Source organism: Bradyrhizobium uaiense (genome assembly GCF_010811875.1).
In the GTDB taxonomy this organism is placed as follows: Bacteria; Pseudomonadota; Alphaproteobacteria; order Rhizobiales; family Xanthobacteraceae; genus Bradyrhizobium; species Bradyrhizobium uaiense.
In genome coordinates, this window is record NZ_VKHP01000150.1 from 1 (window position 1) to 23227 (window position 23227).

General features: G+C 65.3%; 21 protein-coding genes. 16 read left to right on the forward strand and 5 right to left on the reverse strand.

Going from position 1 to position 23227, the window contains the following annotated elements; all coding sequences use genetic code 11:
- Positions 1–41 precede the first annotated feature (41 nt).
- Entirely contained in the window at positions 42–1028 is a 987-nt protein-coding gene (locus FNJ47_RS29410) for an ABC transporter substrate-binding protein (protein WP_163159461.1), read from the reverse strand.
- A 64-nt stretch (positions 1029–1092) separates the two neighbouring features.
- Between FNJ47_RS29410 and FNJ47_RS29415 the strand changes: the two genes are divergently transcribed.
- The 12 genes from FNJ47_RS29415 (at position 1093) to FNJ47_RS29470 (ending at position 15627) form a co-directional block, all read left to right on the forward strand.
- Positions 1093–1347 (forward strand): hypothetical protein, encoded by a 255-nt coding sequence (locus FNJ47_RS29415; RefSeq protein ID WP_163159462.1) that lies wholly within the window; start codon positions 1093–1095, stop codon positions 1345–1347.
- 157 nt (positions 1348–1504) lie between these two features.
- Positions 1505–2599 (forward strand): ABC transporter substrate-binding protein, encoded by a 1095-nt coding sequence (locus tag FNJ47_RS29420; RefSeq protein WP_163159463.1) that lies wholly within the window; start codon positions 1505–1507, stop codon positions 2597–2599.
- Entirely contained in the window at positions 2577–3593 is a 1017-nt protein-coding gene (locus FNJ47_RS29425) for an ABC transporter permease (RefSeq protein ID WP_163159464.1), read from the forward strand. Before FNJ47_RS29420 ends, FNJ47_RS29425 begins: the two co-directional genes overlap by 23 nt.
- On the forward strand, positions 3587–4384 hold the full coding sequence (locus FNJ47_RS29430; RefSeq protein WP_163159465.1) for an ABC transporter ATP-binding protein: 798 nt from the start codon (positions 3587–3589) through the stop codon (positions 4382–4384). The genes FNJ47_RS29425 and FNJ47_RS29430 overlap by 7 nt, the downstream gene beginning before the upstream one ends.
- Positions 4378–5550, forward strand: a complete 1173-nt coding sequence (locus FNJ47_RS29435; protein WP_163159466.1) for an acyl-CoA dehydrogenase family protein — start codon at positions 4378–4380, stop codon at positions 5548–5550. Before FNJ47_RS29430 ends, FNJ47_RS29435 begins: the two co-directional genes overlap by 7 nt.
- A 33-nt stretch (positions 5551–5583) precedes the next feature.
- Positions 5584–6678 carry an LLM class flavin-dependent oxidoreductase gene (locus tag FNJ47_RS29440; protein ID WP_163159467.1) on the forward strand — a complete coding sequence of 365 codons (1095 nt, stop codon included), beginning with the start codon at positions 5584–5586 and terminating at the stop codon, positions 6676–6678.
- A complete protein-coding gene (locus FNJ47_RS29445) occupies positions 6675–7616 on the forward strand; it encodes an ABC transporter substrate-binding protein (RefSeq protein ID WP_163159468.1) in 942 nt (313 codons plus the stop codon). Before FNJ47_RS29440 ends, FNJ47_RS29445 begins: the two co-directional genes overlap by 4 nt.
- 366 nt (positions 7617–7982) lie before the next feature.
- Positions 7983–8828 (forward strand): CmcJ/NvfI family oxidoreductase, encoded by an 846-nt coding sequence (locus FNJ47_RS29450; protein ID WP_163159469.1) that lies wholly within the window; start codon positions 7983–7985, stop codon positions 8826–8828.
- A gap of 309 nt (positions 8829–9137) precedes the next feature.
- A complete protein-coding gene (locus FNJ47_RS29455; RefSeq protein ID WP_163159481.1) occupies positions 9138–10388 on the forward strand; it encodes an MFS transporter in 1251 nt (416 codons plus the stop codon).
- A gap of 29 nt (positions 10389–10417) precedes the next feature.
- Entirely contained in the window at positions 10418–12076 is a 1659-nt protein-coding gene (locus FNJ47_RS29460) for a hydantoinase B/oxoprolinase family protein (RefSeq protein ID WP_163159470.1), read from the forward strand.
- Positions 12077–12082: 6 nt separating this feature from the next.
- Positions 12083–14122, forward strand: coding sequence for a hydantoinase/oxoprolinase family protein (locus tag FNJ47_RS29465; protein ID WP_163159471.1), 2040 nt, complete (start codon positions 12083–12085; stop codon positions 14120–14122).
- 272 nt (positions 14123–14394) lie between these two features.
- Positions 14395–15627, forward strand: a complete 1233-nt coding sequence (locus FNJ47_RS29470) for an ABC transporter substrate-binding protein (protein ID WP_163159472.1) — start codon at positions 14395–14397, stop codon at positions 15625–15627.
- A gap of 188 nt (positions 15628–15815) precedes the next feature.
- Here the strand turns inward: FNJ47_RS29470 and FNJ47_RS29475 are convergent, their stop codons facing one another.
- Positions 15816–17030: a mandelate racemase/muconate lactonizing enzyme family protein gene (locus FNJ47_RS29475; protein ID WP_163159473.1), complete on the reverse strand. Its 1215-nt coding sequence runs from the start codon at positions 17028–17030 to the stop codon at positions 15816–15818.
- A gap of 279 nt (positions 17031–17309) precedes the next feature.
- On the reverse strand, positions 17310–18569 hold the full coding sequence (locus FNJ47_RS29480; protein WP_163159474.1) for an amidohydrolase family protein: 1260 nt from the start codon (positions 18567–18569) through the stop codon (positions 17310–17312).
- Positions 18570–18721: 152 nt separating this feature from the next.
- Between FNJ47_RS29480 and FNJ47_RS29485 the strand changes: the two genes are divergently transcribed.
- The gene (locus FNJ47_RS29485) at positions 18722–19141 is read left to right on the forward strand and encodes a nuclear transport factor 2-like protein (RefSeq protein WP_163159475.1); all 420 of its coding nucleotides are present in this window, start codon (positions 18722–18724) and stop codon (positions 19139–19141) included.
- A 316-nt stretch (positions 19142–19457) separates the two neighbouring features.
- Here FNJ47_RS29485 and FNJ47_RS29490 read toward each other — a convergent pair whose 3' ends face one another.
- Both FNJ47_RS29490 and FNJ47_RS29495 read right to left on the reverse strand, forming a co-directional pair.
- Positions 19458–20216: a GntR family transcriptional regulator gene (locus tag FNJ47_RS29490; RefSeq protein ID WP_163159476.1), complete on the reverse strand. Its 759-nt coding sequence runs from the start codon at positions 20214–20216 to the stop codon at positions 19458–19460.
- Positions 20182–20421, reverse strand: a complete 240-nt coding sequence (locus tag FNJ47_RS29495) for a hypothetical protein (protein WP_163159477.1) — start codon at positions 20419–20421, stop codon at positions 20182–20184. The genes FNJ47_RS29490 and FNJ47_RS29495 overlap by 35 nt, the downstream gene beginning before the upstream one ends.
- Here FNJ47_RS29495 and FNJ47_RS29500 point away from each other — a divergent pair.
- The 3 genes from FNJ47_RS29500 to FNJ47_RS29510 are packed head-to-tail and all read left to right on the forward strand — an operon-like array spanning position 20420 to position 23121.
- A complete protein-coding gene (locus tag FNJ47_RS29500; protein WP_163159478.1) occupies positions 20420–21274 on the forward strand; it encodes an ABC transporter ATP-binding protein in 855 nt (284 codons plus the stop codon). The two genes, FNJ47_RS29495 and FNJ47_RS29500, sit on opposite strands and share 2 nt — an antisense overlap.
- A gap of 2 nt (positions 21275–21276) precedes the next feature.
- Positions 21277–22053 carry an ABC transporter permease gene (locus tag FNJ47_RS29505; RefSeq protein ID WP_163159479.1) on the forward strand — a complete coding sequence of 259 codons (777 nt, stop codon included), beginning with the start codon at positions 21277–21279 and terminating at the stop codon, positions 22051–22053.
- 42 nt (positions 22054–22095) lie between these two features.
- Positions 22096–23121, forward strand: coding sequence for an ABC transporter substrate-binding protein (locus FNJ47_RS29510; RefSeq protein ID WP_163159480.1), 1026 nt, complete (start codon positions 22096–22098; stop codon positions 23119–23121).
- The last annotated feature ends 106 nt before the right edge of the window (positions 23122–23227 follow it).

The window sequence follows — 23227 nt, forward strand, 5'->3', positions numbered from 1 at the left end:
GCGCAAACCGACCTCCCCTTTTCAAGGGGAGGTGAGGGCCGCTAGTTCGAATTGGCACCGGCCGTAAAGCTGCGATCGACGGCCTTGCCGACATCGAGCGTCTTGCCGAGGATGCCATAGCGTGTGGCGCGGTCGGAGGCGGCCTGTATTTCCTTCACCACGGCCTCGTCGATCGCGATCGGGCTCGTCTTCTGCGCGGTGTAGGCCGCGAGCAGCACGTCTTCAGGCAACTTGGTGAGCTCGGCCGTGCTCTTGGCATATTCCGCGACATGGTCGAGCGACCACAGCCGCGCCTTGTTGAGCCGCTGCACCAGATCCTGCACCGCCGCGCGCTTGGTCGCGATCGCATTGTCGGAGGCGACGATGAAGGTGACGGTTGGCGTCAGACCCTCGCCATCGGCTACCACGCGCGCATTGTCCTTCAGCTTCGCATAGGAGATGTAGGGCTCCCACACCGCCCAGGCGTCGATCGAGCCGGCGAGCAGCGCGATCTTGGCGTCGACCGGGCCGAGCGGCGCGAAGGTCGCGTCCTCGATCCTGCTGCCGGCCTTTTCCAGAGTTGCGTTGATCAGGAACTGTCCCCAGCCGCCGCGCGTGCCGGCGAGGCGCTTGCCCTTCAGATCGGCCGCCGTCTTGATCGGCGAATCTCCGCGCACCAAAATCGCCTGGGTCCGTGCATCGGAGCGCGTGCCGCCGATCGCCTTGATCGGCGCGCCCGACGCGTAGACCGTGAGGAACGACAGATCACCGGTGTAGCCGACGTCGAGCGCGCCGGCATTGATCGCCTCCAGGATCGGAGCCGCGGCCGGAAATTCCGACCACTCGATCTTGTAAGGCAGGTCCTTGGCGAGGCCGGAAATCTCCAGCAGCGAGCGGTTGCCGCCCTTCTGGTCCCCGACACGCAGCACGATCGCATCAGCCGCGAACGCCGCCGCCGATGTCGACAGCGTGATCACTGCGGTGATCAGCGCGGCCGCGGTGCGGCGCGTCAGAGAGTAGGGCGAGCCCGATGGGGTCAGTTTGCGCATATGCATTTTTCTTTCTGATTCATTCGCGGCTCGGCGGAAGGCGCGGCAGCGTTCGATCAAGTCTATGAGCAAGCCGTTCGCCGTCAACGAAACGGAAATCTGTATTCGCGGGCCGCACAGCAAGGATGATCTCGTCGAACCTGCGGAATGGAGAAGACATCGCGCATGCGTCCGCAAAGCGCCTGGATTTGATGCAGTCACAGCGATGGCGCCGCATCTCCGTGTCGCCACAACAGCGAAAATCCTTTCATCGTCGCGCGATGCGATCGTGGAGATATCGACTGCGGCGTCGATGACATTCGAAATTCCATTTCATTGACGGTGAACCTGCCGCGCCGCATCATTTGAGCGTTGCCTTGAGTGCAATCGCGCCGGAGAAATCCGCTTTTTCTGAACCATGAGCTTCGAACGACGGGGCGTGCAGGCGGAGCCGTTTTGCGCGCGGGGCGGAGCCTTGCCGAAATGCAGGAGTGAAAATGTCGACCGACAACAAGAAGACGGTGATGGATCGCCGCACCTTGCTGCGTGCAGGCGCTGCCGCAGCCTTTGCCGCACCGATCGGCGCCTATAGCGCGCAGGCCTTCGCGCCGCGCCCGATCGCGCCGGCGATCGACTTCTCGGAATTCCCGGTCTGCAAGACCGCATCCGATGCGCCGCCGTTGACGGGAGCACCGCGCAAGCTGAAGCTGTCCTGGAACGCCGGCGCAGTCTGCCTCGCGCCGCTGCCGGTCGCGATCGATCATGGCTTCTTCCAGAAGCAGAACCTCGACGTCGAGCTCGTCAACTATTCCGGCTCGACCGACCAGCTGCTGGAGGCGATCGCCACCGGCAAGAGCGACGCCGGGCTCGGCATGGCGCTGCGCTGGCTGAAGCCGCTCGAGCAGGGCTTTGACGTCAAGATCGCCGCCGGCACCCATGGCGGCTGCATGCGGGTGCTGACCCGCACCAATTCCGGCGTCGACAGGCTCGCCGATCTCAAGGGCAAGATCGTCGCGGTCGGCGATCTCGCGGGTCCCGACAAGAACTTCTTCTCGATCCAGCTATCCAAGCTCGGCATCGACCCGGTCAAGGACGTCGACTGGCGCGCCTATCCCGGCAATCTCTTGAACATCGCGGTCGAGAAGGGCGAGGTGCAGGCCTTCCTGTCGTCGGATCCGCTGGCCTATCTCTGGCTGAAGGACGCGCAGTACAAGGAGGTCGCCTCCAATCTCGATGGCGAGTATCGCGACAAGAGCTGCTGCATCGTCGGCCTGCGCGGCAGTCTGGTCCGCGAGGAGCCGCATGTCGCGCGCGCCATCACCCAGGCGCTGCTCGATGCCGCGATGTTCACTTCGCAGAACCCGGACAAGGCGGCGAAATCGTTCCAGCCCTATGCACCGAAGGCGGCGAGCCTCGCCGATCTCGAAGCGATGGCGCGCTACCACACCCATCACCATCATCCGACCGGCGAGGTGCTCAAGCGCGAGCTCAAGGGCTACGCCGACGATCTGAAATCAGTGCAGGTGTTCAAGCAGAGCACCGACACGGCCAAATTCGCGGAGCGGATCTATGTCGACGTATTCAGTGTCTGACACGACGGCCGCGGCTGCGCCGCGCGCCGCGCTCACGTTCTCGCACCTCTCCGGCAGCTATGGCGTCGGGCTCGCGGCGAGCCTCGCCTGGCTCGCGTTCGGCCTGTCATGCCTGTATTGGCCCGATCTCGGCGACTGGTCGCGGACCGGATCGCTCGGCATCGGCGCGATCGTCATCGCGGCCTTCATCCTGTTCGGCACGCTTAGTGTGGATTATCTCGGCAGTGCCGGGCAGGCACTGCGCAAGCGTGCGCCGTGGTTGCTGGCGTTCGGCGCCTTCGTCACGCTGTGGGAGGTCGCCACCGCGAAATTCGCCTGGCTGCCGTTGCCGTTCTTCCCGCCGCCACAGTCGATCCTCGAGGTCTACACCGACGATCTGCCAAAACTGCTCGACAGCGTGTTCGCCTCGATCAAGCTCCAACTCGGCGGCTACATCATCGGCGCGACGGTTGGCTTCGTCACCGGCGTCTCGATCGGCTGGTCGCAAAAGATCGGTTACTGGGTGCATCCGGTGCTGCGCTTCATCGGTCCGCTGCCGGCCACCGCCTGGTTGCCGATCGCCTTCTTCACCTTCCCGTCGAGCTGGAGCGCCTCGACCTTCCTGATCGCACTCGCCACCGGCTTCCCGGTGACGGTCTTGACCTGGTCGGGCGTGGCGAGCGTCAGCAGCGCCTATTACGACGTCGCGCGCACGCTCGGCGCCAAGCCGTCATTCCTGGTGCTGAAGGTCGCGATCCCCGCGGCGCTGCCGCATGTGTTCGTCGGCCTGTTCATGGGGCTCGGCTCGTCCTTTGCGGTGCTCGTCGTTGCCGAGATGATCGGCGTCAAGGCAGGCCTCGGCTGGTACCTGCAATGGGCGCAGGGCTGGGCGGCCTATGCCAACATGTATGCGGCGCTGATCGTGATGTCGCTGCTCTGCTCCGGCGCGATCACGCTGCTGTTCCGCACCCGTGACCGCCTGCTGGTCTGGCAGAAGGGCGTCGTCAAATGGTAGTGCAATCCACAGCCGAGGCGATCACCTATCCCGCCGTCGGCGCCGAGCTCGACATCGAGGGCGTCAGCCACGCCTTTGATATCGATGGCGCCACGCTGCCGGTGCTCGACAATGTCAATCTCGCGATCGCGCCGGGCGAGTTCGTGGCGTTGCTCGGCCCGTCCGGCTGCGGCAAATCGACCTTGCTGCGGCTGGTGGCTGGGCTTGAGAAGCCGCGCAGCGGCTCGCTGCGGGAAGACGAAGTCCGCATCAGCGGGCCGCATCCATCGCGCGTCGTCGTGTTCCAGGATCCGACGCTGTTTCCGTGGCGTTCGGTGTGGGACAATGTCGCGCTCGGGCTGGAAGCGCAGGGCATTCTGAAAACGCAGCGGCACAGGGTCGATGCCGTGATCGAGCTGGTTGGGCTGTCCTCGTTCCGCAATGCCTATCCGCACCAGCTCTCCGGCGGCATGGCGCAGCGCGTCGCGCTGGCGCGGGCGCTGGTCAATGACCCGAAAATCCTGGTGCTCGACGAGCCGCTCGGCAAGCTCGACTCGCTGACGCGGATCGCGATGCAGGCTGAGCTGGTGGCGCTGTGGCAGCGCAAGGGCTTTACCACGCTGCTCGTCACCCATGACGTCGAGGAAGCGCTGGTGCTCGCCAACCGCGTCATCGTGCTCTCCGATCGGCCGGCGCGGATCAAGGCTGATATCGCCATCGCGCGGCCATACCCACGGCATCGCGGCGATCCTTATCTCGCCGATCTGCGCAAGCAGATCCTCGGGCTGCTCGGACTGGAGGCGACATGGTGACGACAGCGGCGCGGGAGCTGCTGCCTGCGAACGAACCCGAATACATCGCGCGCGCGTTGCGGCTCGCGGAGGCGTTTGCCGCGCGCGCACCTGCGCATGACCGCGATGCCAGCTTTCCGTTCGAGAATTTCGTCGATCTCTCCCGCGAAGGCCTGCTGGCGCTGACCGTGCCGACGGTATCAGGTGGCGGCGGGGCCGGTGCCCGCGATGCCATCCGCGTGCTCGGCATCATCGGCAAGGCCGACCCGTCGACCGCGCTGGTGCTGTCGATGCATTACATCCAGCATCTGGTGATGGCGCGCAACACGCGCTGGCCGACCCGGCTGGCGCGCAAGCTCGCCAGGGAAACCGTCGAGGGCGTGGCGCTGATCAACGCGCTGCGCGTCGAGCCCGAGCTCGGTTCGCCGGCGCGCGGCGGCCTGCCGGCGACCACGGCGCGTCGCACCGAGACCGGCTGGCGGCTGACCGGCCGCAAGATGTATTCGACCGGCGCACCGATCCTGAAATGGTACGCGGTCTGGGCCAAGACCGATGAAGCCGATACCCGCGTCGGGCAATTCCTGGTTCCCGCTGGGCTGCCGGGAACGCGGATCGAGGAGAGCTGGGATCATCTCGGCCTGCGCGCCAGCGGCAGCCACACCGTGATCTTCGACGATGTGGTGTTTCCGCTGGATTACGAGATCGACGTCCGCAGCCCCGACGACTGGAAGGTTCCTGACATCACCCAGGCAACCGTGCACGCGATTTTCGTGGCCGCGATCTATGACGGCATCGCCCGCGCCGCCCGTGACTGGCTGGTCAAATTCCTGAAGGAGCGTGTGCCGGCCAATCTCGGCGCGCCGCTGGCGACATTGCCGCGGATGCAGGAGGTCGTCGGCAGCATCGAGGCCCGTCTTGCGGTCAATGCCCGCCTGATCGACAGCTTCGCGTCCGATTTCGATAACGGCTTCCCGCTGTCCGCGATCGAGTCTAACATCATCAAGCTGACGGTGACCAATAACGCCGCAGCGGTGGTGGAGGATGCCTTGTCGCTGACCAGCAATCACGGCCTGTCGCGAACCAATCCGCTGGAGCGGCATTACCGCGACGTGCTGTGCGGACGCGTCCATACCCCGCAAGACGATGCCACCCGTGTCTCCGCCGGACGCTTCGCGCTGGGCGTCTGAAAACAACAGCCAACAACAACGGAGTTGTCAGTCATGCCGGTCGAGTTCATCGGCTTCATCACCAACAACAATGCCTCCGAGACCATCGTCCGGTCCGGGCCGGTACTCGATCCGCCCTATATCGAGACGGTCGCCAAGGCCCATGAGTTGGCCGGCTTCGATCGCGCGCTGCTGGCGTTCCACTCGACGACCCCTGACGCGTTGCAGGTCGCGCAGCACGTCCTGACCATCACCAAATCGCTGAAGGTGATGATCGCGCAGCGGCCGGGCTTCACCGCGCCGACGCTCCTGGCGCGCCAGCTTGCGACGCTGGACCAGTTCTATGGCGGTCGCGTCTCGCTGCACGTCATCACCGGCGGCAACGCCATCGAGCTGCGCCAGGACGGCAACACGCTCGACGACAAGGACGAGCGCTACGCCCGCACCAGCGAATTCCTCGACGTGGTGCGGCTGGAATGGACCAGCGAGAAGCCGTTCAACTACAGCGGCAAGTATTACAACGTCGAGAACGGCTTCTCGCAGGTGAAGCCGTTGCAGAAGGGCGGTATCTATACCTTCGTCGGCGGCGGTTCGGATGCGGCGGTCGAGGTCGCGGGCAAGCATGCCGACACCTTCGCGCTGTGGGGTGAATCCTACGCGCAGGTGCGCGACGTTACCGCCCGGGTGCGCGCCGCTGCGGCCAGGCACGGCCGGCCGACGCCGCGCTTCAGCCTGTCGGTGCGGCCGATCCTGGCCGATACCGAGGAGAAGGCGTGGGCGAAGGCCGAACATATCCTCGAGCGCGCCACCGCGTTGCAGGACCAGACCGGCTATCGCCGGCCCAATCACGCGACCGCCGGCGCCAAGCGGCTGCTGGCGCTGGCGGATCAGGGTACGCGCATCGACAAGCGGCTGTGGACCGAAATTGCAAAGCTCACCGGCGCCAACAGCAACACCACCGCGCTGGTCGGCACGCCCGAGCAGGTCGCTGAGGTGTTTGCCGATTATTACGATCTCGGCGTCAGCCACTTCCTGATCCGCGGCTTCGATCCGCTGGTCGATGCCATCGACTATGGCCGCGAGCTGATTCCGCTGACCCGCAAGCTGATCGAAGCGCGCGACCAGCAGCGAGGGATCGCCGCCGAATGATCCGTCTCATTGTCGCGGCGGCACTTGCGCTCGCTGCCATCGACGCGGCCTCCGCGCAGACCACGCTGCGCGTCGGCGACCAGAAGGGCAATTCGCAGGCCGTGATGGAAGCGGCCGGCGTGCTCAAGGACGTCCCGTACAGAATCGAATGGAAGGAGTTCGCCGCGGCCGCGCCGCTGCTCGAAGCGCTCGGGGCGGGCGCGATCGACACCGGTCTGGTCGGCGATGCGCCGTTTACGTTCGCGGCCGCCGCCAATGTTCCGGTCAAGGCGATCGCCGCGGTCAGGCAGTCCGGTGAGGGGCTTGCAGTCCTGGTGCCGGAGAATTCCGCCATCAAGAGCTTTGACGATCTGCGCGGCAAGAAGATCGCGACCGGCCGCGGCTCGATCGGCCATCAGCTGATCCTGGCGGCGCTGGAGTCGCACGGCTGGAAGGCAACCGACGTGCAGATCGTGTTCCTCGCGCCGTCGGATGCGAAGGTCGCCTACACGCAAGGCTCGGTCGATGCCTGGTCGACCTGGGAGCCTTATGTCAGCCAGGAAGAGGTGCTGTTCAAGTCGCGCCGCGTCGTCACGGCGGACGGCATCACGCCGGGCCTCGGCTTCCAGGTCGCAACGCCTGACGCGATCAAGGCCAAGCGCGCCGAGCTCGAGGATTTCGTGCGCCGGCTGGCGACCGCGCGCGCATGGTCGCAGAATAATGTCGCGGGGTACGCCGCGACCTGGGGCAAATTGATGAACATCCCGCCCGCGGTGGCGGTGAACTGGCTGACGCGGGCAAAAATCCGCATCGCGCCGATCGACGACAGCGTGGTGGCCGACGAGCAGAAGACCATCGACCTCTACGACCGCTGGGGCCTGATCCGGCAGAAGGTCAACGCGGCCGATATCGTCGACCGGTCGTTTGGCGCGGCGGTCGAGAAGGGCGCTGGGCTGTAAGCGTGACGGCATAGGCGGTTGCAAATGCACGATCAGCGTCGTCCTGGCGAAAGCCAGGATCCATTACCCCAATCGTCTGTTTTTGGACGACGCTAGGGCCGCTATCCCGCTCATCATCCAATTCGGTGGTTATGGGTCCTGGCATTCGCCAGGACGACGGGCGTGGAGAGGATGCGCCAACATTCATCACGCTAACGAATCCGTGATCGCAAAAATATCCATTCGTCGGCGCGCCGTGTGCCGGCAAAGATTTTCCCCGTTCTGCGACCGCAAGAGCCGCAACGTTGCTATTTTCGCCGCGCCCTTGTCACTCCGGCTCGCGCCGCCAAGATCAAAAGCACGAACAATCGAGTCCGGGAGATCACCATGGGCCTTCAAGAAACTCGCATCGAGTCGCTGCCGTTTGTGACCGCTGAACTGAATTACCTCGCGCCGACGCCGGGCAAGCCCCGGACTTACGCTTTCGATCCGCCGCCCGGCGAACCCAAATCCACCGCGCTGCCCGAAGCCCACAACGTCCCGATCTTTGACGGACGTCTGATATCAGACAGCTTCTCGCTCGACCGCGAGGGCTTTGCGCTGGTCAAGCATCCGACCGTCGTGAAGGACTATTACGACGACAACGAAGTCCGCAATGTCTACTATCCCGCGGTCGAAGCGTTCCTGAAGGCGACGCTGAAGGCGGACCGCGTGCTCATCTTCGACCACACCGTGCGCAAGCGCGTCGAGGGCGCGGCCGATATCCGCGGCGGCGGACCGCGCCAGCCGGCGACCCGCGTCCATGTCGACCAGACCGCGGTGTCCGGCCGCAACCGCGTGTTCGAACATCTGCCCGACGAGGCCGAGCAACTGGTCAAGGGCCGGGTCCAGGTGATCAATCTGTGGCGCCCGATCCGCGGCCCCTTGCGCGATTCACCGCTGGCGATGGCCGACGGCACCACCGTCGCACCGGAGGATCTGATCGCCTCGGACCTGATCTACCCGAACCGCAGCGGCGAGACCTATTCGGTGAAGTACAATCCGAACCATCGCTGGTTCTATATTCCCGAGATGACACCTGACGAGGCGATCCTCCTGAAATGCTACGACTCGGCAACCGACGGCCGCACGCGCTTTGGGCCGCATACGGCGTTTGTCGATCCGACCACGCCGGCCGATGCCGCGCCGCGCGAGAGCATCGAGCTGCGCACGCTGGTGTTCCACAAGCAGTGATCGTGAAGGACATGACCGCATAGTTGGTGTGCTCCCTCTCCCGCTTGCGGGGGAGGCACAGGCGGCCTTCGGCCGCCGTTCCTTAGAACACGCCGATGCAAAGCATCGGCTACGGGTGGGGGCTCTCTCCACGAGTCGTATCGCGGAGAGAGCCCCCACCCGGATCGCATCTGACGATGCGATCCGGCCTCGCCCGCAAGCGGGAGAGGCGTAGACCGAAATCGCAATGCCTCCAAAGTTGGCACCGTCAGCCCAATAATGTTACGCCCGTCCCCAAGACGCTCGGGGAAGAGGCGATTCGTGGACGGCGTGGTAAAAAAAGAAGAGGCGGGGATCGGGTTCCGCGCCCTGGTTCTTGCACTTCTGGCGTTGGCCTCCGGCCATATGCTGTCGACGCTGCTGCGGACGATTCCGGCGATCAGCCTCGATCTGATGGCACGGGATTTCGGCACCTCGCCGCAGGCGCTGGCGAGCCTCACCTCGATCTATCATTTCTCCTTTGCCGCCTCGCAGATCCCGGTCGGTGCCGCGATGGATCGCTTCGGCGTGCGGCCGGTGTCGCTGAGCCTGCTCGCCGGCACCGTGGTCGGAACACTGGTTTCGGCGCTCGCCACCGGCCCCGCGAGCTTCGTGCTCGGGCAACTCATGCTCGGCGTCGCCACCTCGGGCATGCTGATGTGCCCGATGACGCTTGCGGCCAAGCAGATGTCGGCGGCGAAGTTCGGCCTGTGGTCCGGCCTGATCCTCTCGATCGGCAATATCGGCATGCTGCTGTCGGCAAGCCCGCTGGCCTTCGTGGTCGATCAGTTCGGTTGGCGTGCCGGCTTCTGGGTCTCGGCTGGCTACGGCATTGTCGTGCTGATCGCGGTGTTCGCGCTGGTGCCGCGGCAGCCGGCGGCGCATGCGGATGATTCCTCGCCGCTGCAGCAGATGGCCGAGGTGCTGCGGCTCGGACTGTCGCGCGGCCTGCGCGGGTTGATCGCCCTGTCGCTGGTGTCGCTCGGCGCGTCGCTGACCTTGCGCGGCTTGTGGGGCGGACCGTGGCTGATGGATGTGAAGGGCTTGAGCCGCATCGAGGCCGGCAACGTGCTTGGCCTGTTCACGCTGGCGATGATCGTCGGCCCGGCCTGCATCGGCGCGTTCGATCGCAAGTTCGGGCACCGCCGTGCCATGGTGGCGTCCACGCATGCCATTGCCGCGCTGCTGCTGGTGCTGATGGCGGCGGGCGCGCCGCATTTCCCGGTCTCGAACCTGCTCGGCGTGGCCGTGATGCCGACGCAATATGATCTGGTGCTGCTGATCCTGATCGGGCTCGCGACCTCGGCGCAGCCGCTGATCTACGGCATGACGCGGCAGCTCGTCGACGCCCAGAACACCGGCAAGGCACTGTCGTCGGTCAATCTCGCGTTCTTTCTCGGCGCGGCGCTGCTGCAATCGAGCACCGCCGGCGTCGCGGCGCTGTTCGGGTTGCCTGCGGTGCTGCTGTTCATCGCCTTCGCGCTGGTGATCGGCACCGTGCTGTTTTGGCTCTATACCTCGACGGCGGTGACGGTAAGATAGCGGCCTGTTTCACCATTCACGGAAGCCACGTGTCCACGTCCGCCAAGATCGATCCGATCACCCGCTCCGTCGTTCAGCACCGCCTGTCGTCGATCGTGAAGGAGATGGGCGAGGCCATGCTTCGTACCTCCTATTCGCAGATCCTCAATTCCAGCCGCGATTTCTCGCTGGCGATCTGCGACACCAGCGGGCGGCTGATTGCGCAGGCCGATCACATCCCGGTGCATGTCGGCGCCCTGCCGTGGGCGACGCTGGCGGTCGAGGAGCGCTTTAGGGATGTCGCACCCGGCGACGTCATCCTGCTCAACGATCCCTATCAGGGCGGCAGCCATCTGCCTGATCTCACCGCCTTCGTGCCGGTATTCGATGGCGGCAAAAGGTTGCTCTGGACCATCGTGCGTGCGCATCAGAGCGACATCGGCGGCGCCACCCATGGTGCCTACAATCCCGCCGCCACCGAGATCTATCAGGAAGGCATCCGGATTCCGCCGATCAAGCTCTACGAGGCCGGCAAGCCGCGCGAGGATCTGCTCGATCTCCTGGCTTTGAACATTCGCAACCCCCGTGAATTCCGCGGCGACCTCGCGGCGATGCTGGGTGCTGCGCATCTCGGCGAGCGGCGCGTCGCAAAACTGTTCAGCGAGTTCGGCGCGGAGACTGTCGAGGCCGCGATCGAGGCGATCCTTGATGCCACCGAGCAGCAGACCCGCGCCGTTGTATCGTCCTGGAAAGACGGCGTGTTCTACGGCGAAGCGCTGCTCGACGATGACGGCCACGGCCGCACCGACATCAAGATCGCCGCCAAGGTCACGAAAAAGGGCAGCGACATCGAGGTCGATCTCACCGGCTCCGATCCGCAGTCGACGAGCTTCGTCAATTCGTCGCACGCCAACATGCAGGCCGCGGTCGCGATGGCGTTTGCCTATCTGATCGACGCCGACATCCCGAAGAACACCGGCGCGCTGCGGCCGCTGAAAGTGGTGGCGAAGCAGGGCACCATCGTGTGGGCCGATCCCGGCCGTCCGGTGACCTTGTGCACCAGCCATCCCTCCAACGAGATCGTCGAAGCGATCATCAAGGCGATGTCGGCGTCCTGCCCGGATCGCGTGATGGGCGGTTGGGGACGCCGCTTCCGCATCGCGATCCAGGGCGAGGATCCGCGCAACGGGCGCAATTTCATCTGGCACATGTTCCAGGCGCGGCCGGGCGGCGGCGCATCGCCGGGCGGTGACGGCTATTCCTCGATCGGCGAATGGCACTCGGTCGGCGGTCTCAAATTCGGCAGCATCGAGGTTGCCGAGGTGCGCTTTCCCCTGCATTTCCGCCAGCATGAGTTCCGGCCGGATTCCGGCGGCGACGGCCAGCATCGCGGCGGGCTCGGCGTGGCGCTCGACATGGTGTTGGAGACGGCAAAGCCGGCCAAGGGCAATACCGCCGGCGATGGCGCGCGGCACGGTCCCTGCGGCATGCTCGGCGGCAAGGACGGCGAGCCGCATCACTACCGGCTGCTGTCGGAGGGCCGCGAACCGCGTGTGTTGAAGACCAAGGAGGTCGGCATCGAGCTGCGCCCAGGCGATTGCCTCGAGATCCGATCGTCCGGTGGCGGCGGCTGGGGTCCGGCAGAGAAGCGCTCGGCGGAGGCGCGGGCGCGCGACGCAGCGCAAGGTCTGGTTTCGAAGGCGGTATAGGCAGCGATGTACACGATTGGGGTCGACGTCGGCGGCACTTACACCGATCTGGTTGCAACTGACAAAACCGGGCGCACGGTTTTCGCGAAATCGCCGTCCACGCCGGCCGATCAGTCGGTCGGGGTCATGGCGGGATTGGGAGAGCTGGCGCGCCGTCTCGGCGTGACGCGCGCGGCGATGCTGGCTGCTACCGATCGCCTGGTGCACGGCACGACGGTTGCGACCAATGCGTTGCTCGAGCGCAAGGGCGCCAAAGTCGCGCTGCTGACCACCGAGGGCCATCGCGACGTCGTCGAGATGCGCGAAGGGCTGAAGCCGGATCGCTACGATCTGCGCACGCCGCCGCCCGAGCCTTTGGTGCCGCGTGAGCGGCGTTTCGGCGTGCGCGAGCGGCTGAAGGCCGACGGCAGCACTGCGGTTGCGCTGGATAACGCCGCGCTCGGCGATGTCATCGCGGAAGTGAAACGATCAGGTGCGAACTCGGTCGCGGTCTGCTTCCTGCACGCCTATCTCAACCCCGCGCATGAGCTCGCCGCGGTCGAGCGGCTGGCGAAGGAGCTGCCCGACGTCAACGTGTCGCGCTCGAGCGATGTGCTGCCGCAGATCAAGGAATATGAGCGCGTCTCGACCACCATCGTGAACGCCTATGTCGAGCCGACGGTGCGGCGCTATCTCACCAATCTGGAGCGCAGCCTGCATGAGGCCGGCTTCAAGGGCTCGCTATTCGTCGTGCTGTCGCATGGCGGCATGGCGCCGGTGGAAGAGGCTTCGCGACTTGCCGCGGGCACCGTGCTGTCGGGCCCGGCCGGCGGCATCTCCGGCAGCCGCCGCTGCGCCGAGATGCTTGGCATCCCCGACCTCGTGCCGTTCGACATGGGCGGCACCTCGACCGATATCTCGCTGATCGCTGATGGTCAGGCCTCGCTCTCCGCCGACGGCATGCTCGCGGGCCAGCGCATCGCGCTGCGCAGCCTCGACATCGCCAGCATCGCGGCCGGCGGCGGGTCGATCGCAAGCGTCGACGGCAGCCGTACGCTGCGGGTCGGGCCGGAGAGCGCGGGCTCGGTGCCGGGCCCGGCCTGCTACGGCAATGGCGGTACGGCGGCTACCGTCACCGACGCCAATGTCGTGCTCGGCTATCTCGACGCCGCCGCCTTCATGGGCGGCGCGCGGCCGCTCGATCGTGCGGCGTCGGAAGCTGCTGTCGACCGGATTGCGAAAGCGCTCGAGCTGTCGCGCATCGAGGCCGCCGCGGGCATCTACAAGATGATCAATCTGAAGATGGCCGACGGCATCCGCCTGATGACCTTGCGCCGCGGCGTCGATCCGCGCAAATTCGCGCTGCTCAGCTTCGGCGGTGCCGCCGGCATGCATGCCGCCGAAGTCGCCCGCGAGCTCGAGATCAAGCGCATCATCGTACCGACGGTTGCCTCGGTGCTGTCGGCCTGGGGCATGCTGACCAGCGATCTGCGCTACGAGGTCAGCCGTACGCATTATGGTACGGGCCGGATTTCCGCAGGCGAGGTGAGGGCGCTGTTCGCCGGGCTGGAGCAGCAGGCGGCCGGCCGGCTGCGCGACTGGTTCACGGGCGACATCGCGATCGAACGCTCGGCCGAGATGCGCTACGGCGAGCAGGTGTTCGAGATCGACGTGCCGCTCGGCGATCTCGATCTCGGCGCCGCTGATCTGGTCGCGCAGATCGAGGAGCGCTTCCATCGCCGCCACGAGGAGCTCTATACCTATGCCTCGCGCGGGCAGGAGGTGGTGTTCGTCAATGCGCGCGTCGCTGCGGTCGGCAAGGTCGCCCCCCGCGGCGGCGATGCCGGGGAGGCCGCATCGGCTGTGCCTTGCGCGCCGCGCAGCAAGCGGCAAGCCTGGCTCGGTGCATGGCGCGAGGTGCCGGTCTATGCGCTCGATGATCTCAAGCCCGGTCATTCGCTGGCCGGTCCCGCCATCATCGAGGCCGAAACCACGACGGTGCTGGTCGACAGCGGCGACCGGGTCACGGTCAATCCGCTGGGCTGGCTCGACATAACATTGCGCTGATCGCAAAGTCGGAACTGCACTCCCTCTCCCGCTTGCGGGGGAGGTCGGATCGCATCGAAGATGTGATCCGGGTGGGGGCTCTCTCCACAATGTGACTCGTGGCGAGACCCCCACCCCAGCCCTCCCCCCGCAAGCGGGAGAGGTGAAGAGGGGCCTTCGCCATCAACATTTCATTTTTCCGGCATTGGCTTGGGCGATAAGCTCCGCTCGCTGGGAGGGAGCGCCGGCCTGCTGCCGGCGTTTGAGGCGATGTTGATGCAAACAAGATGTTGATGCAAACAAAGAGACAAACAGCGCTTTCGACATGTCTTGCGCTCGCGGCCGTTCTCGCGGCGGCGCCGTTGCGCGCGCAGCAGGCGCAGACGGCGGCCGGCAGCGAGATCCGCATCGGCAACGTCATGCCCTATACCGGGCCGCTCGCCGCGTTCGCGACCATCGGCCGGGCGGAAGCGGCCTATTTCGACATGGTCAACGAGCACGGCGGCATCAACGGCCGCAAGGTCAAGTTCGTCTCGGTCGATGACAGCTCCAATCCGAAGACCGCGATGGAGCAGACCCGCGATCTCGTCGAGAAGCAGGACGTGCTGTTGATGTTCGGCTCGTTCGGCACGCCGAGCAACCTCGCGGTGCGAAAGTATCTCAACGAGCGGAAGATCCCGCAGCTGTTCGTTGCTTCCGGCGACGAGGAGTGGGCGCATCCGAGAGCCTTCCCCTGGACCATGGGCTGGCAGCCGACCTTCCGTGCCGAAGGGCAGATCTACGCCAACTACATCCAGGCCGCCTATCCCTCCCGCAAGATCGCGGTGCTCTGGCAGAACGACCAGTTCGGCCGCGACCTGTTCAGGGGACTGCAGGAAGGGCTCGGCGACACCGCCGGGATGATCGTCGCCGATCTCGCTTTCGACGCCTCGGAGACCGCGATCCAGAACCAGGTCGGAATCCTGAAGAACTCCGGGGCCGACATCCTGGTGTTCGACGGCGCGCCGGCGATCGCGGCGCGTGCAATCCGCGTGGCCGCCGACCTCGACTGGCATCCGGTGTTCATCCTCGACAATGCGTCGGCCTCGATCGCCAGCGCGTTGCGGCCGGCGGGCCTGCAGAATTCGCTCGGCGTGATCTCGACCTCGTTCCTGAAGGACGCCGGCGATGCGTCCTGGAAGAACGACCCGCAGATCAAGGCGTGGCTCGCCTTCATGGACAGATATTTCCCCGACGGCGACAAGGACGACATCTATGCCGTGTTCGGCTATGCCGCCGCGGACACGCTGATGCAGGTGCTGCGCCAGTGTGGCGACGACCTGTCGCGCGACAACGTCATGCGGCAGGCGGCCTCGCTGAAGGACTATCAAAGCCCGATCGCGCTGCCGGGGATCGTGATCAACACCGGGCCGAAGGATTTCCGCCCGATCAAGCAGATGCGGCTGGTGCAGTTCGACGGCACCGCCTGGCAGCCGATCGGCGACGTGATCGAAAGCGCATTCACGGCGGTGCGCGAGGATAATTGAGGTATGGCGGCCACTCCATCACCGTCACCCTGAGGAGGCCGCGGAGCGGCCGTCTCGAAGGGTCGACGGCCCGACCGTGGCCGTGCATCCTTCGAGGCTCGCTCCGCTCGTACCTCCAGCGACAAAGGCGAAGCCTTTGCGCGGGGATGACGGGTTTAGCAGCAAGACAATTCGCTCTTAGCTATCACCTACTTCTTCAACCCGTAATTCAACAGCCCGCCCTTGTTCTTCGTCGGATGCGCGCGCAGGCCTTCCTCGTTCGGCTCGGTGCCCCAGCCCGGACGGTCCGGAATCACGAGATGGCCGTCGACGAACTCGGGCACGTGGGTGAACAGCTCGTCGTCCCACGCGAGCCGATCGATGTCGGTCTCCATGATCCGCAGGTTCGGCACGGCCGCGCAGAAATGCGCGTTCATCATGGTGCAGAGATGGCCGTAGAAATTATGCGGTGCGACGTTGACCTCGAAATGCTCGGCGGCCGCGGCGATCTTCATCGATTGCCAGACCCCGTTCCACGGCGTGTCGATGATCGCGACATCCATCGCCTGCTCGGTGAAGTAGGGCAGGAATTCGCGCAGGCCGAGCAGCGTCTCGCAGGATGAGATCGGGTGCGGGCTCTGGCGGCGGATATAGCCGAGCGCCTGCGGGTTGAAGGTGTCGATCTCGACCCAGAACATGTCCATCTTCTCGATCGCGCGCAGGATCTTGAGATAGCCCTCGGTCTTGGCGTTGAAGTTGAGGTCGAGCAAGAGATCGACATCCGGCCCCGCGCCGTCGCGGATCGCCTCCAGATGCATGCAGAGATTGCGCAGCACATTGCGGTCGATATTGATCTCGGGCTGGAACGGTGAGCCGAAGCCGGGTCGCCAGCCCATCGGCTTGCCGTCGGTATAGACGAAGATGTTGGTCTTCATCGCCGTGAACTTCTTCTCGCGCACCTCGGCGCCGATCGCCTTGACGCCGTCGAGATCGGTGATTGCCGGCTTGTACCAGTCGGGATGATTGATGCGCCAGGTCGCGCAATGCGACCAGTAGACCCGGACGCGGTCGCGGATCTTGCCGCCGAGCAGGTCGTAGCAGGGCACCCCGAGCGCCTTGGCCTTGACGTCGAGCAGCGCGTTCTCGATGGCCCCGAGCGCCAGCGCCACCACGCCGCCGGCGGCGGGGCGGGTCGCGGCGAACAGCTCGACATAGATCCGCTCGTGCTCGAACGCGTTCTTGCCGATCACCCGCGCCGACAGCCGTTCGATCGCCGCCGTCACGCCGGGCGCGCCGAAGCCCTCGTCATATTCGCTCCAGCCGACCAGCCCGTCCGTCGTCGTCACCTTGACGAAGTGATAATTCCGCCAGCCGGCATCGCAGCCGAGCGTTTCGACGCTTTTGATGGTGGTGGATTTGCTCATGTTTCCCGCCCGGCTCTTGTTGATGTTGAGCAAGTTCAACAACGGATCGGCGCATGCGTCAATTCGCGCCACGGCAAGGCGACAATGCGCCGAGGTGGGTGCTGCGACATGCGAGCGCCGGCACAGGCTTGCTTGACCGATCCGTCACCCCCGCGCAAAGGCTTCGCCTTTGTCGCTGGAGGTGCGAGCTCTTGCGAGCCTCGAAGGGCGACGGCCCAACTCTTTCCAAATGGATCTAGCGAGGCCGTGCATCCTTCGGGGCTCGCAAGAGCTCGCACCTCAGGATGACGGGGGGAGAGTGGTTGCGGGCCGGAACAGCGTCGGCCTTTGTCGTTCGAACGTCTTCCGGCCGCGCTTGAAGCCCATCAGCACGTCGGGCAGTTCGGCGATCGCATTGGTTCCGCTGTCGGTGTCGAGCACGACGATATCGGCGGGGTTGCCGACCGCAATACCGTAGTCGCGCAGGTTCATCAGGCGGGCGGGCAGCTCGGTGACGAGATCGAGGCAGGTGTCGAACTCGCCGATCCCGGCATGCGCGGCATTGGCATAGAGGTTGGCCATCCGCAGCAGCGATGCGTCGCCGAACGGCGTGAAGGGATTCTGCACGTTGTTGGTCGCGACCGAGCACAGCACGCCATCGGCGACCAGCCGGTGCGCCGCGGTCAGCCCGCGCGGGGCGTTATGCGTGGCGTCGCGCCCCATCAGGTAGAGATCGGTCGCGGGCAGCACGGTGACCGCGACGCCGGCTGCGGCGAGACGCGCGCTCGCCGCCTTCAGCCTGTCCGGCGGCAGCGCGGACAACTTGGTCGCGTGCCCGATCGCGACGCGTCCCTGATAGTTGCGCCGCTCGGTCTGCCGGCAGACCTCCTCGATGTGCGACCAGGACGGATCGAGGTCGAAGTCGAGATGGAAGTCGACATCGATGTCGAACTGCTGCGCGAGATCGAAGATGCGCGCGATCTGCGCGTTCGGGTCGGTGTCGACATAGGGGCAGCCGCCGATCACATCCGCGCCGTCGCTGAGTGCTGCGACCAGGAGCTCGTCGGCGCCGGGATCGTTGGTCAGGCCTTCCTGCGGAAAGACACAAAGAGAGAGATCGAGCGCCCAGGCATAGTCATGCTTCAGCGCCTTGACCGCCTCGAAACTGCGCAGCCCGATCCGCGGGTCGATCTCGACATGGGTCCGCATCCGCGTGGTGCCCGCCGTGATCGCGCGCTCGATCACCTTGGCGCCGCGTGCATAGACATCCTCGACCGTGAAGTCGCGCTTCATCGCCGCCACCGCGCGGATCGCGTCGCCGAGGCTGGCGTGGTCGTGGCCGCAGCGGCCGAGCAGGCAGGCCTTGTCGAGATGGATATGGGTGTCGACGAAGCCGGCCAGCGCCAGCCGGCCGCCGAGATCGATCTCGACGGCCTCGCAGGAGAGATGCGGCGCGACCGCGGCGATCCTGCCGCCGGCCACGCCGATATCGACCGCCGACGCGGATTGCCGCGTCAGGGCATTGCGGAAGACCAGGTCGAAGGCGGGTTTCGCGATCATCGGGGAAACATCAGGATGGTTTGAGCCTAGCGGAAGGGGTGGGAACCGGCAGCATCATATTGTGTGCAGTTTGCCTAGCAGATTGTCTAAAAAATGTGCATACACCTTGACGGCTGAATTGTAGAGTCCTGTTTGTCTCTGGAGGCCCCGTCATGTCCATTGCCGCCCAAGCCGATGCCCGCCCGCTGTCCGATGCCGAGATCGTGGAAGCCTATCTGACCGCATCGATGATCCCCGATCCCGACGCGGCGGCGGCCTATATGAAGCCGGGCACGGTGATCACCTTCACCGGCGGCCGCGAATTCGACCATCCGCGCGGGCCGACCGGCTTCAACGCCAAGCGCTATCGCTGGGTGAAAAAGCGGATGGATCGGTTCGATGTCTGCCCCGGCACCGGCGAGACCGTGGTCTACAGCGTCGGCACGCTGTACGGCGAGTGGATCGACGGCACGCCGTTCGAAGGCAACCGCTATGTCGACCGCTTCGTGGTGAAGGGCGGGCAGATCGTCAAGATGGACGTCTGGAACGACAGCGCCGAACGGATTTTGGTGCAGCGGGGGATCGAGGCTTAGGAAGCGCACTTCACTCTCGACCCGTCATCCTGAGGTGGCCGCTTCTTCAGCGGCCCTCGAAGGATCGACGGCCACCAGCGGGGCCGTGCATCCTTCGAGACGCGCCGCGCTCCTCAGGATGACGGAATGGCTTGCTGAGCTTGCTCAGTGTCATCACCCGCGCATGCGGTTGATCCAGTATTCCAGAGACGGTCGTGCTTGAGCCGATAGGGCGCGGCGTACTGGGTCGCCCGGTCAAGCCGGGCGACGACAGCAGCGGGTGAGGACAAAGCTTCACATCCTCTCAGGATGACGGTGTTAGAGAGCAGCTAGGTTATCACCGCCGCATCGCTTTCGGCAGCTTCACCACGCGATCGCCGCTTGCCTCATCGGCATAGGGCGCAAGGATATCCAGCAGATCCCGGCCGCGCTGCGGGCTCGGCGCGACCAGGGCGCGGGTCGCCACCGAATCCAGATGGCTGTGCATCAACCCCATCACCTTGTCCACGTCGCCCTTCACCAGCGCGGCAATGATGGCGCGGTGCTCGTTGATCGCGCATTCCGATGAATGCGGCCGGCTGTACAGCGACAGCGTCAGGCAGCAGCGGTAGGCGACCTCGCTGACATAACGCACCAGGATCGGGCTGTTCGTCATGTGGGCGAGCAGGATGTGGAATTCGGTGGCGAGCCGGATCGAGACCGCGTCGGTGCCGTCGCGGGCGCGATCCTCGGCATCGACATGGGCGGTGAGTTCGGCGATCTGCGGCTTGGTCAGCTTGCCGGCGAGCTGCCGCACCACCAGCCGCTCCAGCTCGATGCGGATGTCGAAGGCATCGCGCGCCTCCTGCCAGCTCGGCGTCGCCACCACCGCGATGCGGTTGCGGCGCAGCTCGACCAGGCCTTCCGAGGCCAATTGCCCAAGTGCATGCCGCGCAATGGTGCGGCTGACGCCGAAGCGCTCGCCGAGCGAATCCTCGGGCAGCTTCGCGCCGGGCTCCAGCGCCTGCTCGATGATCGCGCGCCGCAACGCACGGCAGATCACGCTGACCTTGTCGGACGATTCAGCCGTCTTGCTGGTGTCGGCGCGCCCCGCCATTGCCGCGAATCCTTCTCGAAAGCTGCCTCGAACGCCTCTCTATCATACCGCAAAAACAATCGATCGCCCGAATTGCATGCAGTTCGGGTTGTGGATTGCCTAAAAGGAAGCCGGCTCCCCAAGGTACGGATTGCGTGATCCCCTTGATTTTCAACGGGTCGGCCGCTGGCATCCAGCTTGCATGCACTTTGCTGGTGATGCGCATGCAACCAAACTCCGAATTTGCCGGCGAGCCGATGGCCGCCGGATCCGCGCCGACCGCGATCGAGCTGTCGGAAGCCTCCGTCACCTTCGGCCGCGGCGCCCGCGCCGTGCCGGCCCTGTCCAAGACCACGCTGCGGATCGCCGACGGCGAGTTCGTGGCGCTGGTCGGTCCATCCGGCTGCGGCAAGTCCACCATCCTGCGGCTGGTCAGTGGCCTGGCGCGGCCGACCACCGGCGTCGTCATCGTCGGCGGCCGCGAAGTCGCGGCGCGGGCGATGCGGGTCGGCATGGCGTTTCAGAACCCGACCATGCTGCCGTGGATGACGATCGAAAAGAACATCATGCTGCCGCTGAAGATCGTCGAGCCGTTCCGCTCGCAGTTTCGCAGGCTGCGCAAGACTGAGTTCCGCGACAAGGCCAATGCGCTGCTCGAGCAGGTCGGGCTGAAGGGTTTTGGCGGTCGCTATCCCTGGCAGCTCTCCGGCGGCATGCTCCAGCGCGCCAATCTGTGCCGTGCCTTGATCCACGAGCCGCGCATGCTGCTGCTCGACGAGCCGTTCGGCGCGCTCGACCAGTTCACCCGCGAGGAATTGTGGGGAATTCTTCAGCAGCTCTGGATGACGCACAAGCCGACCGTGCTGCTGGTCACCCACGACCTGCGCGAGGCCGGCTTCCTTGCCAGCCGCATCTGCGTGATGAGCGCGCGCCCCGGCCGCATCCTCGATGACTCCAGGGTCGACTTCGCCCGCCCGCGCACCGTGGCGATGACGTTCGAGCCGGACTTCGTCGCGCTCAACCAGAAACTCCGCGCCTTCATCGTCGATGCGCGCACCGCGGCGCGCGAGGGAGCCTGACCATGTCCGTGTCAGATGTCAGGCAGAAGGCCTGGTCCGCCGCTTTGATCGTGCTGTTCTTCGTCGCCTGGGAGCTGTTCTGCCTGATGACGGGGATGTCGGATCTCGTGCTGCCGCGGCCGTCGCAGATCTTCGTCACGCTGTTCGAGAAATTCCCGATCTTGTGGCCGCATATCGTGCAGACGCTGGTGACCACCATGATCGGCTTCGTGCTCGGCGTAGCCTTGGGCGTCGCGCTCGGCGCCGTGATCGGGGTGTCAAGAACCGCTTACGACACCTGCTACCCGCTGCTGGTCGGCTTCTCCTCGATCCCGAAGGTCGCGGTGGTGCCGATCTTCGTGCTGTGGTTCGGCTCCGGCACGGTGCCGGCGGTGCTGACCTCGCTGTCGATCTGCTTCTTCCCGATCGTCGTCAACATCGCCACCGGCCTTGCCACCACCGAGCCCGAGCTCGAGGACGTGCTGAAGGCGCTCGGCGCCAGCAAGCTCGACATCCTCTGGAATGTCGGGCTGCCGCGCACGATGCCGTTCTTCTTCGCTTCGCTGAAGGTCGCGATCTCCTACGCCTTCGTCGGCGCGGTGCTGTCGGAGACCGTCGCCTCCAACCGCGGCATCGGCAACGTCATGATGACCGCGTCCTCCAATTTCAACGTGCCGCTGGTGTTCGCCGGATTGTTCGTGCTCGCCGGTCTCGGCGTCGCGCTCTACGTGCTGTTCTCGCTGATCGAGGGCCAGGTGACCGGCTGGGCGACGCGCAAGGACAATGTCATCGCCACCTGAAGGTTTCGTCCATCGCCGTTCACTGGAGTTGAGGAGGTCGTCATGCTGAAGACAATGAGCGCCGCATTGCTGGGATTGGCCCTGGTCGCGGGATCCGCGCGCGCCGAGGATACCACCATCAAGTTCACCTTGGGCTGGAAGACGCAGGGCTCGGATGCCGCGTTCTTCTACGCCAAGGACAACGGCTACTTCAAAGAGGAAGGCCTCAACGTCGTGATCGACCAGGGCGAAGGCTCCGGCGCGACCGTGACACGCATCATGTCGGGCGCCTATGACGCCGGGTTCGGCGACGTCAACGCGATCATCCAGAATGCTTCGACCCGGCCGCAGGATGCGCCTGTGATGGTCTACATGATGTGGAACCAGCCGCCGTTCGCGATCGTCGCCAAGAACGCGAGCGGCATCAAGACCATCAAGGATTTCGAGGGCCACACGCTTGGCGGCGCGCAGGGCACGCCGACCACGCGGCTGCTGCCGGTGTTCGTGCACAAGAACGGGCTCGACGGCGAGAAGATCAAGGTCTCCAACATGGCGCCGAACCTGCAGGAGCCGATGCTGATCAAGGGCGACATCGATGCCGCGTTGGTGTTCAACATCACGAGCTACTTCAACCTGGTGCTGAATCGCCAGGACCCCGACAAGGACTTCAAATGGTTCTCGTTCGGCGACTATTGGCTCGATCTCTATTCCAACGGCGTGATGGTGTCGCGCAAGCTGATCGCATCAAACCCGAAGGCGGTGGCCGGGCTGGTGCGTGCCATCAACAAGGGCGCGATCGCGGTTGCCAAGGACCAGAACGCCGCCATGAAGGCGGCGCTGAACTACGACAATCTGATCAACGTCGATGTCGAGAAGCGCCGACTGCAATATTCCTTCGAGAAGCTGATCGTTTCGCCGGAGATGAAGGACATCGGCATCGGCGACGTCAAGGATGATCGCATGGCCCGCGCCATCGGCTTCATCGTCGAAGGCTACCAGCTCACCCGCACGCCGACGCCTGCCGAGGTGTTCTCGCGGGACTTCCTGCCGCCGCGGGCGGAGCGGGAGCTGGTCTATACGGCGAATTGAGTTTTGCGAACCCAGGCTGCGGCCGTATCGGCAGTGTACTCCCTCTCCCGCTCGCGGGGGAGGGCCGGGGTGGGGGCTCTCTCCGCGAGTCACATTGTGGATAGAG

Bases quoted from the DNA above. Each gene is read 5' to 3' on its own strand.
- FNJ47_RS29430 (WP_163159465.1), top strand. From the start codon at position 3,587: ATGGTAGTGCAATCCACAGCCGAGGCGATCACCTATCCCGCCGTCGGC.
- FNJ47_RS29480 (WP_163159474.1), bottom strand. From the start codon at position 18,569: ATGATCGCGAAACCCGCCTTCGACCTGGTCTTCCGCAATGCCCTGACG.
- FNJ47_RS29410 (WP_163159461.1), bottom strand. From the start codon at position 1,028: ATGCGCAAACTGACCCCATCGGGCTCGCCCTACTCTCTGACGCGCCGC.
- FNJ47_RS29495 (WP_163159477.1), bottom strand. From the start codon at position 20,421: ATGCGCATCACCAGCAAAGTGCATGCAAGCTGGATGCCAGCGGCCGAC.
- FNJ47_RS29440 (WP_163159467.1), top strand. From the start codon at position 5,584: ATGCCGGTCGAGTTCATCGGCTTCATCACCAACAACAATGCCTCCGAG.
- FNJ47_RS29485 (WP_163159475.1), top strand. From the start codon at position 18,722: ATGTCCATTGCCGCCCAAGCCGATGCCCGCCCGCTGTCCGATGCCGAG.
- FNJ47_RS29425 (WP_163159464.1), top strand. From the start codon at position 2,577: ATGTCGACGTATTCAGTGTCTGACACGACGGCCGCGGCTGCGCCGCGC.
- FNJ47_RS29415 (WP_163159462.1), top strand. From the start codon at position 1,093: ATGAGCAAGCCGTTCGCCGTCAACGAAACGGAAATCTGTATTCGCGGG.
- FNJ47_RS29435 (WP_163159466.1), top strand. From the start codon at position 4,378: ATGGTGACGACAGCGGCGCGGGAGCTGCTGCCTGCGAACGAACCCGAA.
- FNJ47_RS29420 (WP_163159463.1), top strand. From the start codon at position 1,505: ATGTCGACCGACAACAAGAAGACGGTGATGGATCGCCGCACCTTGCTG.
- FNJ47_RS29500 (WP_163159478.1), top strand. From the start codon at position 20,420: ATGCAACCAAACTCCGAATTTGCCGGCGAGCCGATGGCCGCCGGATCC.
- FNJ47_RS29490 (WP_163159476.1), bottom strand. From the start codon at position 20,216: ATGGCGGGGCGCGCCGACACCAGCAAGACGGCTGAATCGTCCGACAAG.
- FNJ47_RS29475 (WP_163159473.1), bottom strand. From the start codon at position 17,030: ATGAGCAAATCCACCACCATCAAAAGCGTCGAAACGCTCGGCTGCGAT.
- FNJ47_RS29470 (WP_163159472.1), top strand. From the start codon at position 14,395: ATGCAAACAAAGAGACAAACAGCGCTTTCGACATGTCTTGCGCTCGCG.
- FNJ47_RS29445 (WP_163159468.1), top strand. From the start codon at position 6,675: ATGATCCGTCTCATTGTCGCGGCGGCACTTGCGCTCGCTGCCATCGAC.
- FNJ47_RS29510 (WP_163159480.1), top strand. From the start codon at position 22,096: ATGCTGAAGACAATGAGCGCCGCATTGCTGGGATTGGCCCTGGTCGCG.
- FNJ47_RS29465 (WP_163159471.1), top strand. From the start codon at position 12,083: ATGTACACGATTGGGGTCGACGTCGGCGGCACTTACACCGATCTGGTT.
- FNJ47_RS29505 (WP_163159479.1), top strand. From the start codon at position 21,277: ATGTCCGTGTCAGATGTCAGGCAGAAGGCCTGGTCCGCCGCTTTGATC.
- FNJ47_RS29450 (WP_163159469.1), top strand. From the start codon at position 7,983: ATGGGCCTTCAAGAAACTCGCATCGAGTCGCTGCCGTTTGTGACCGCT.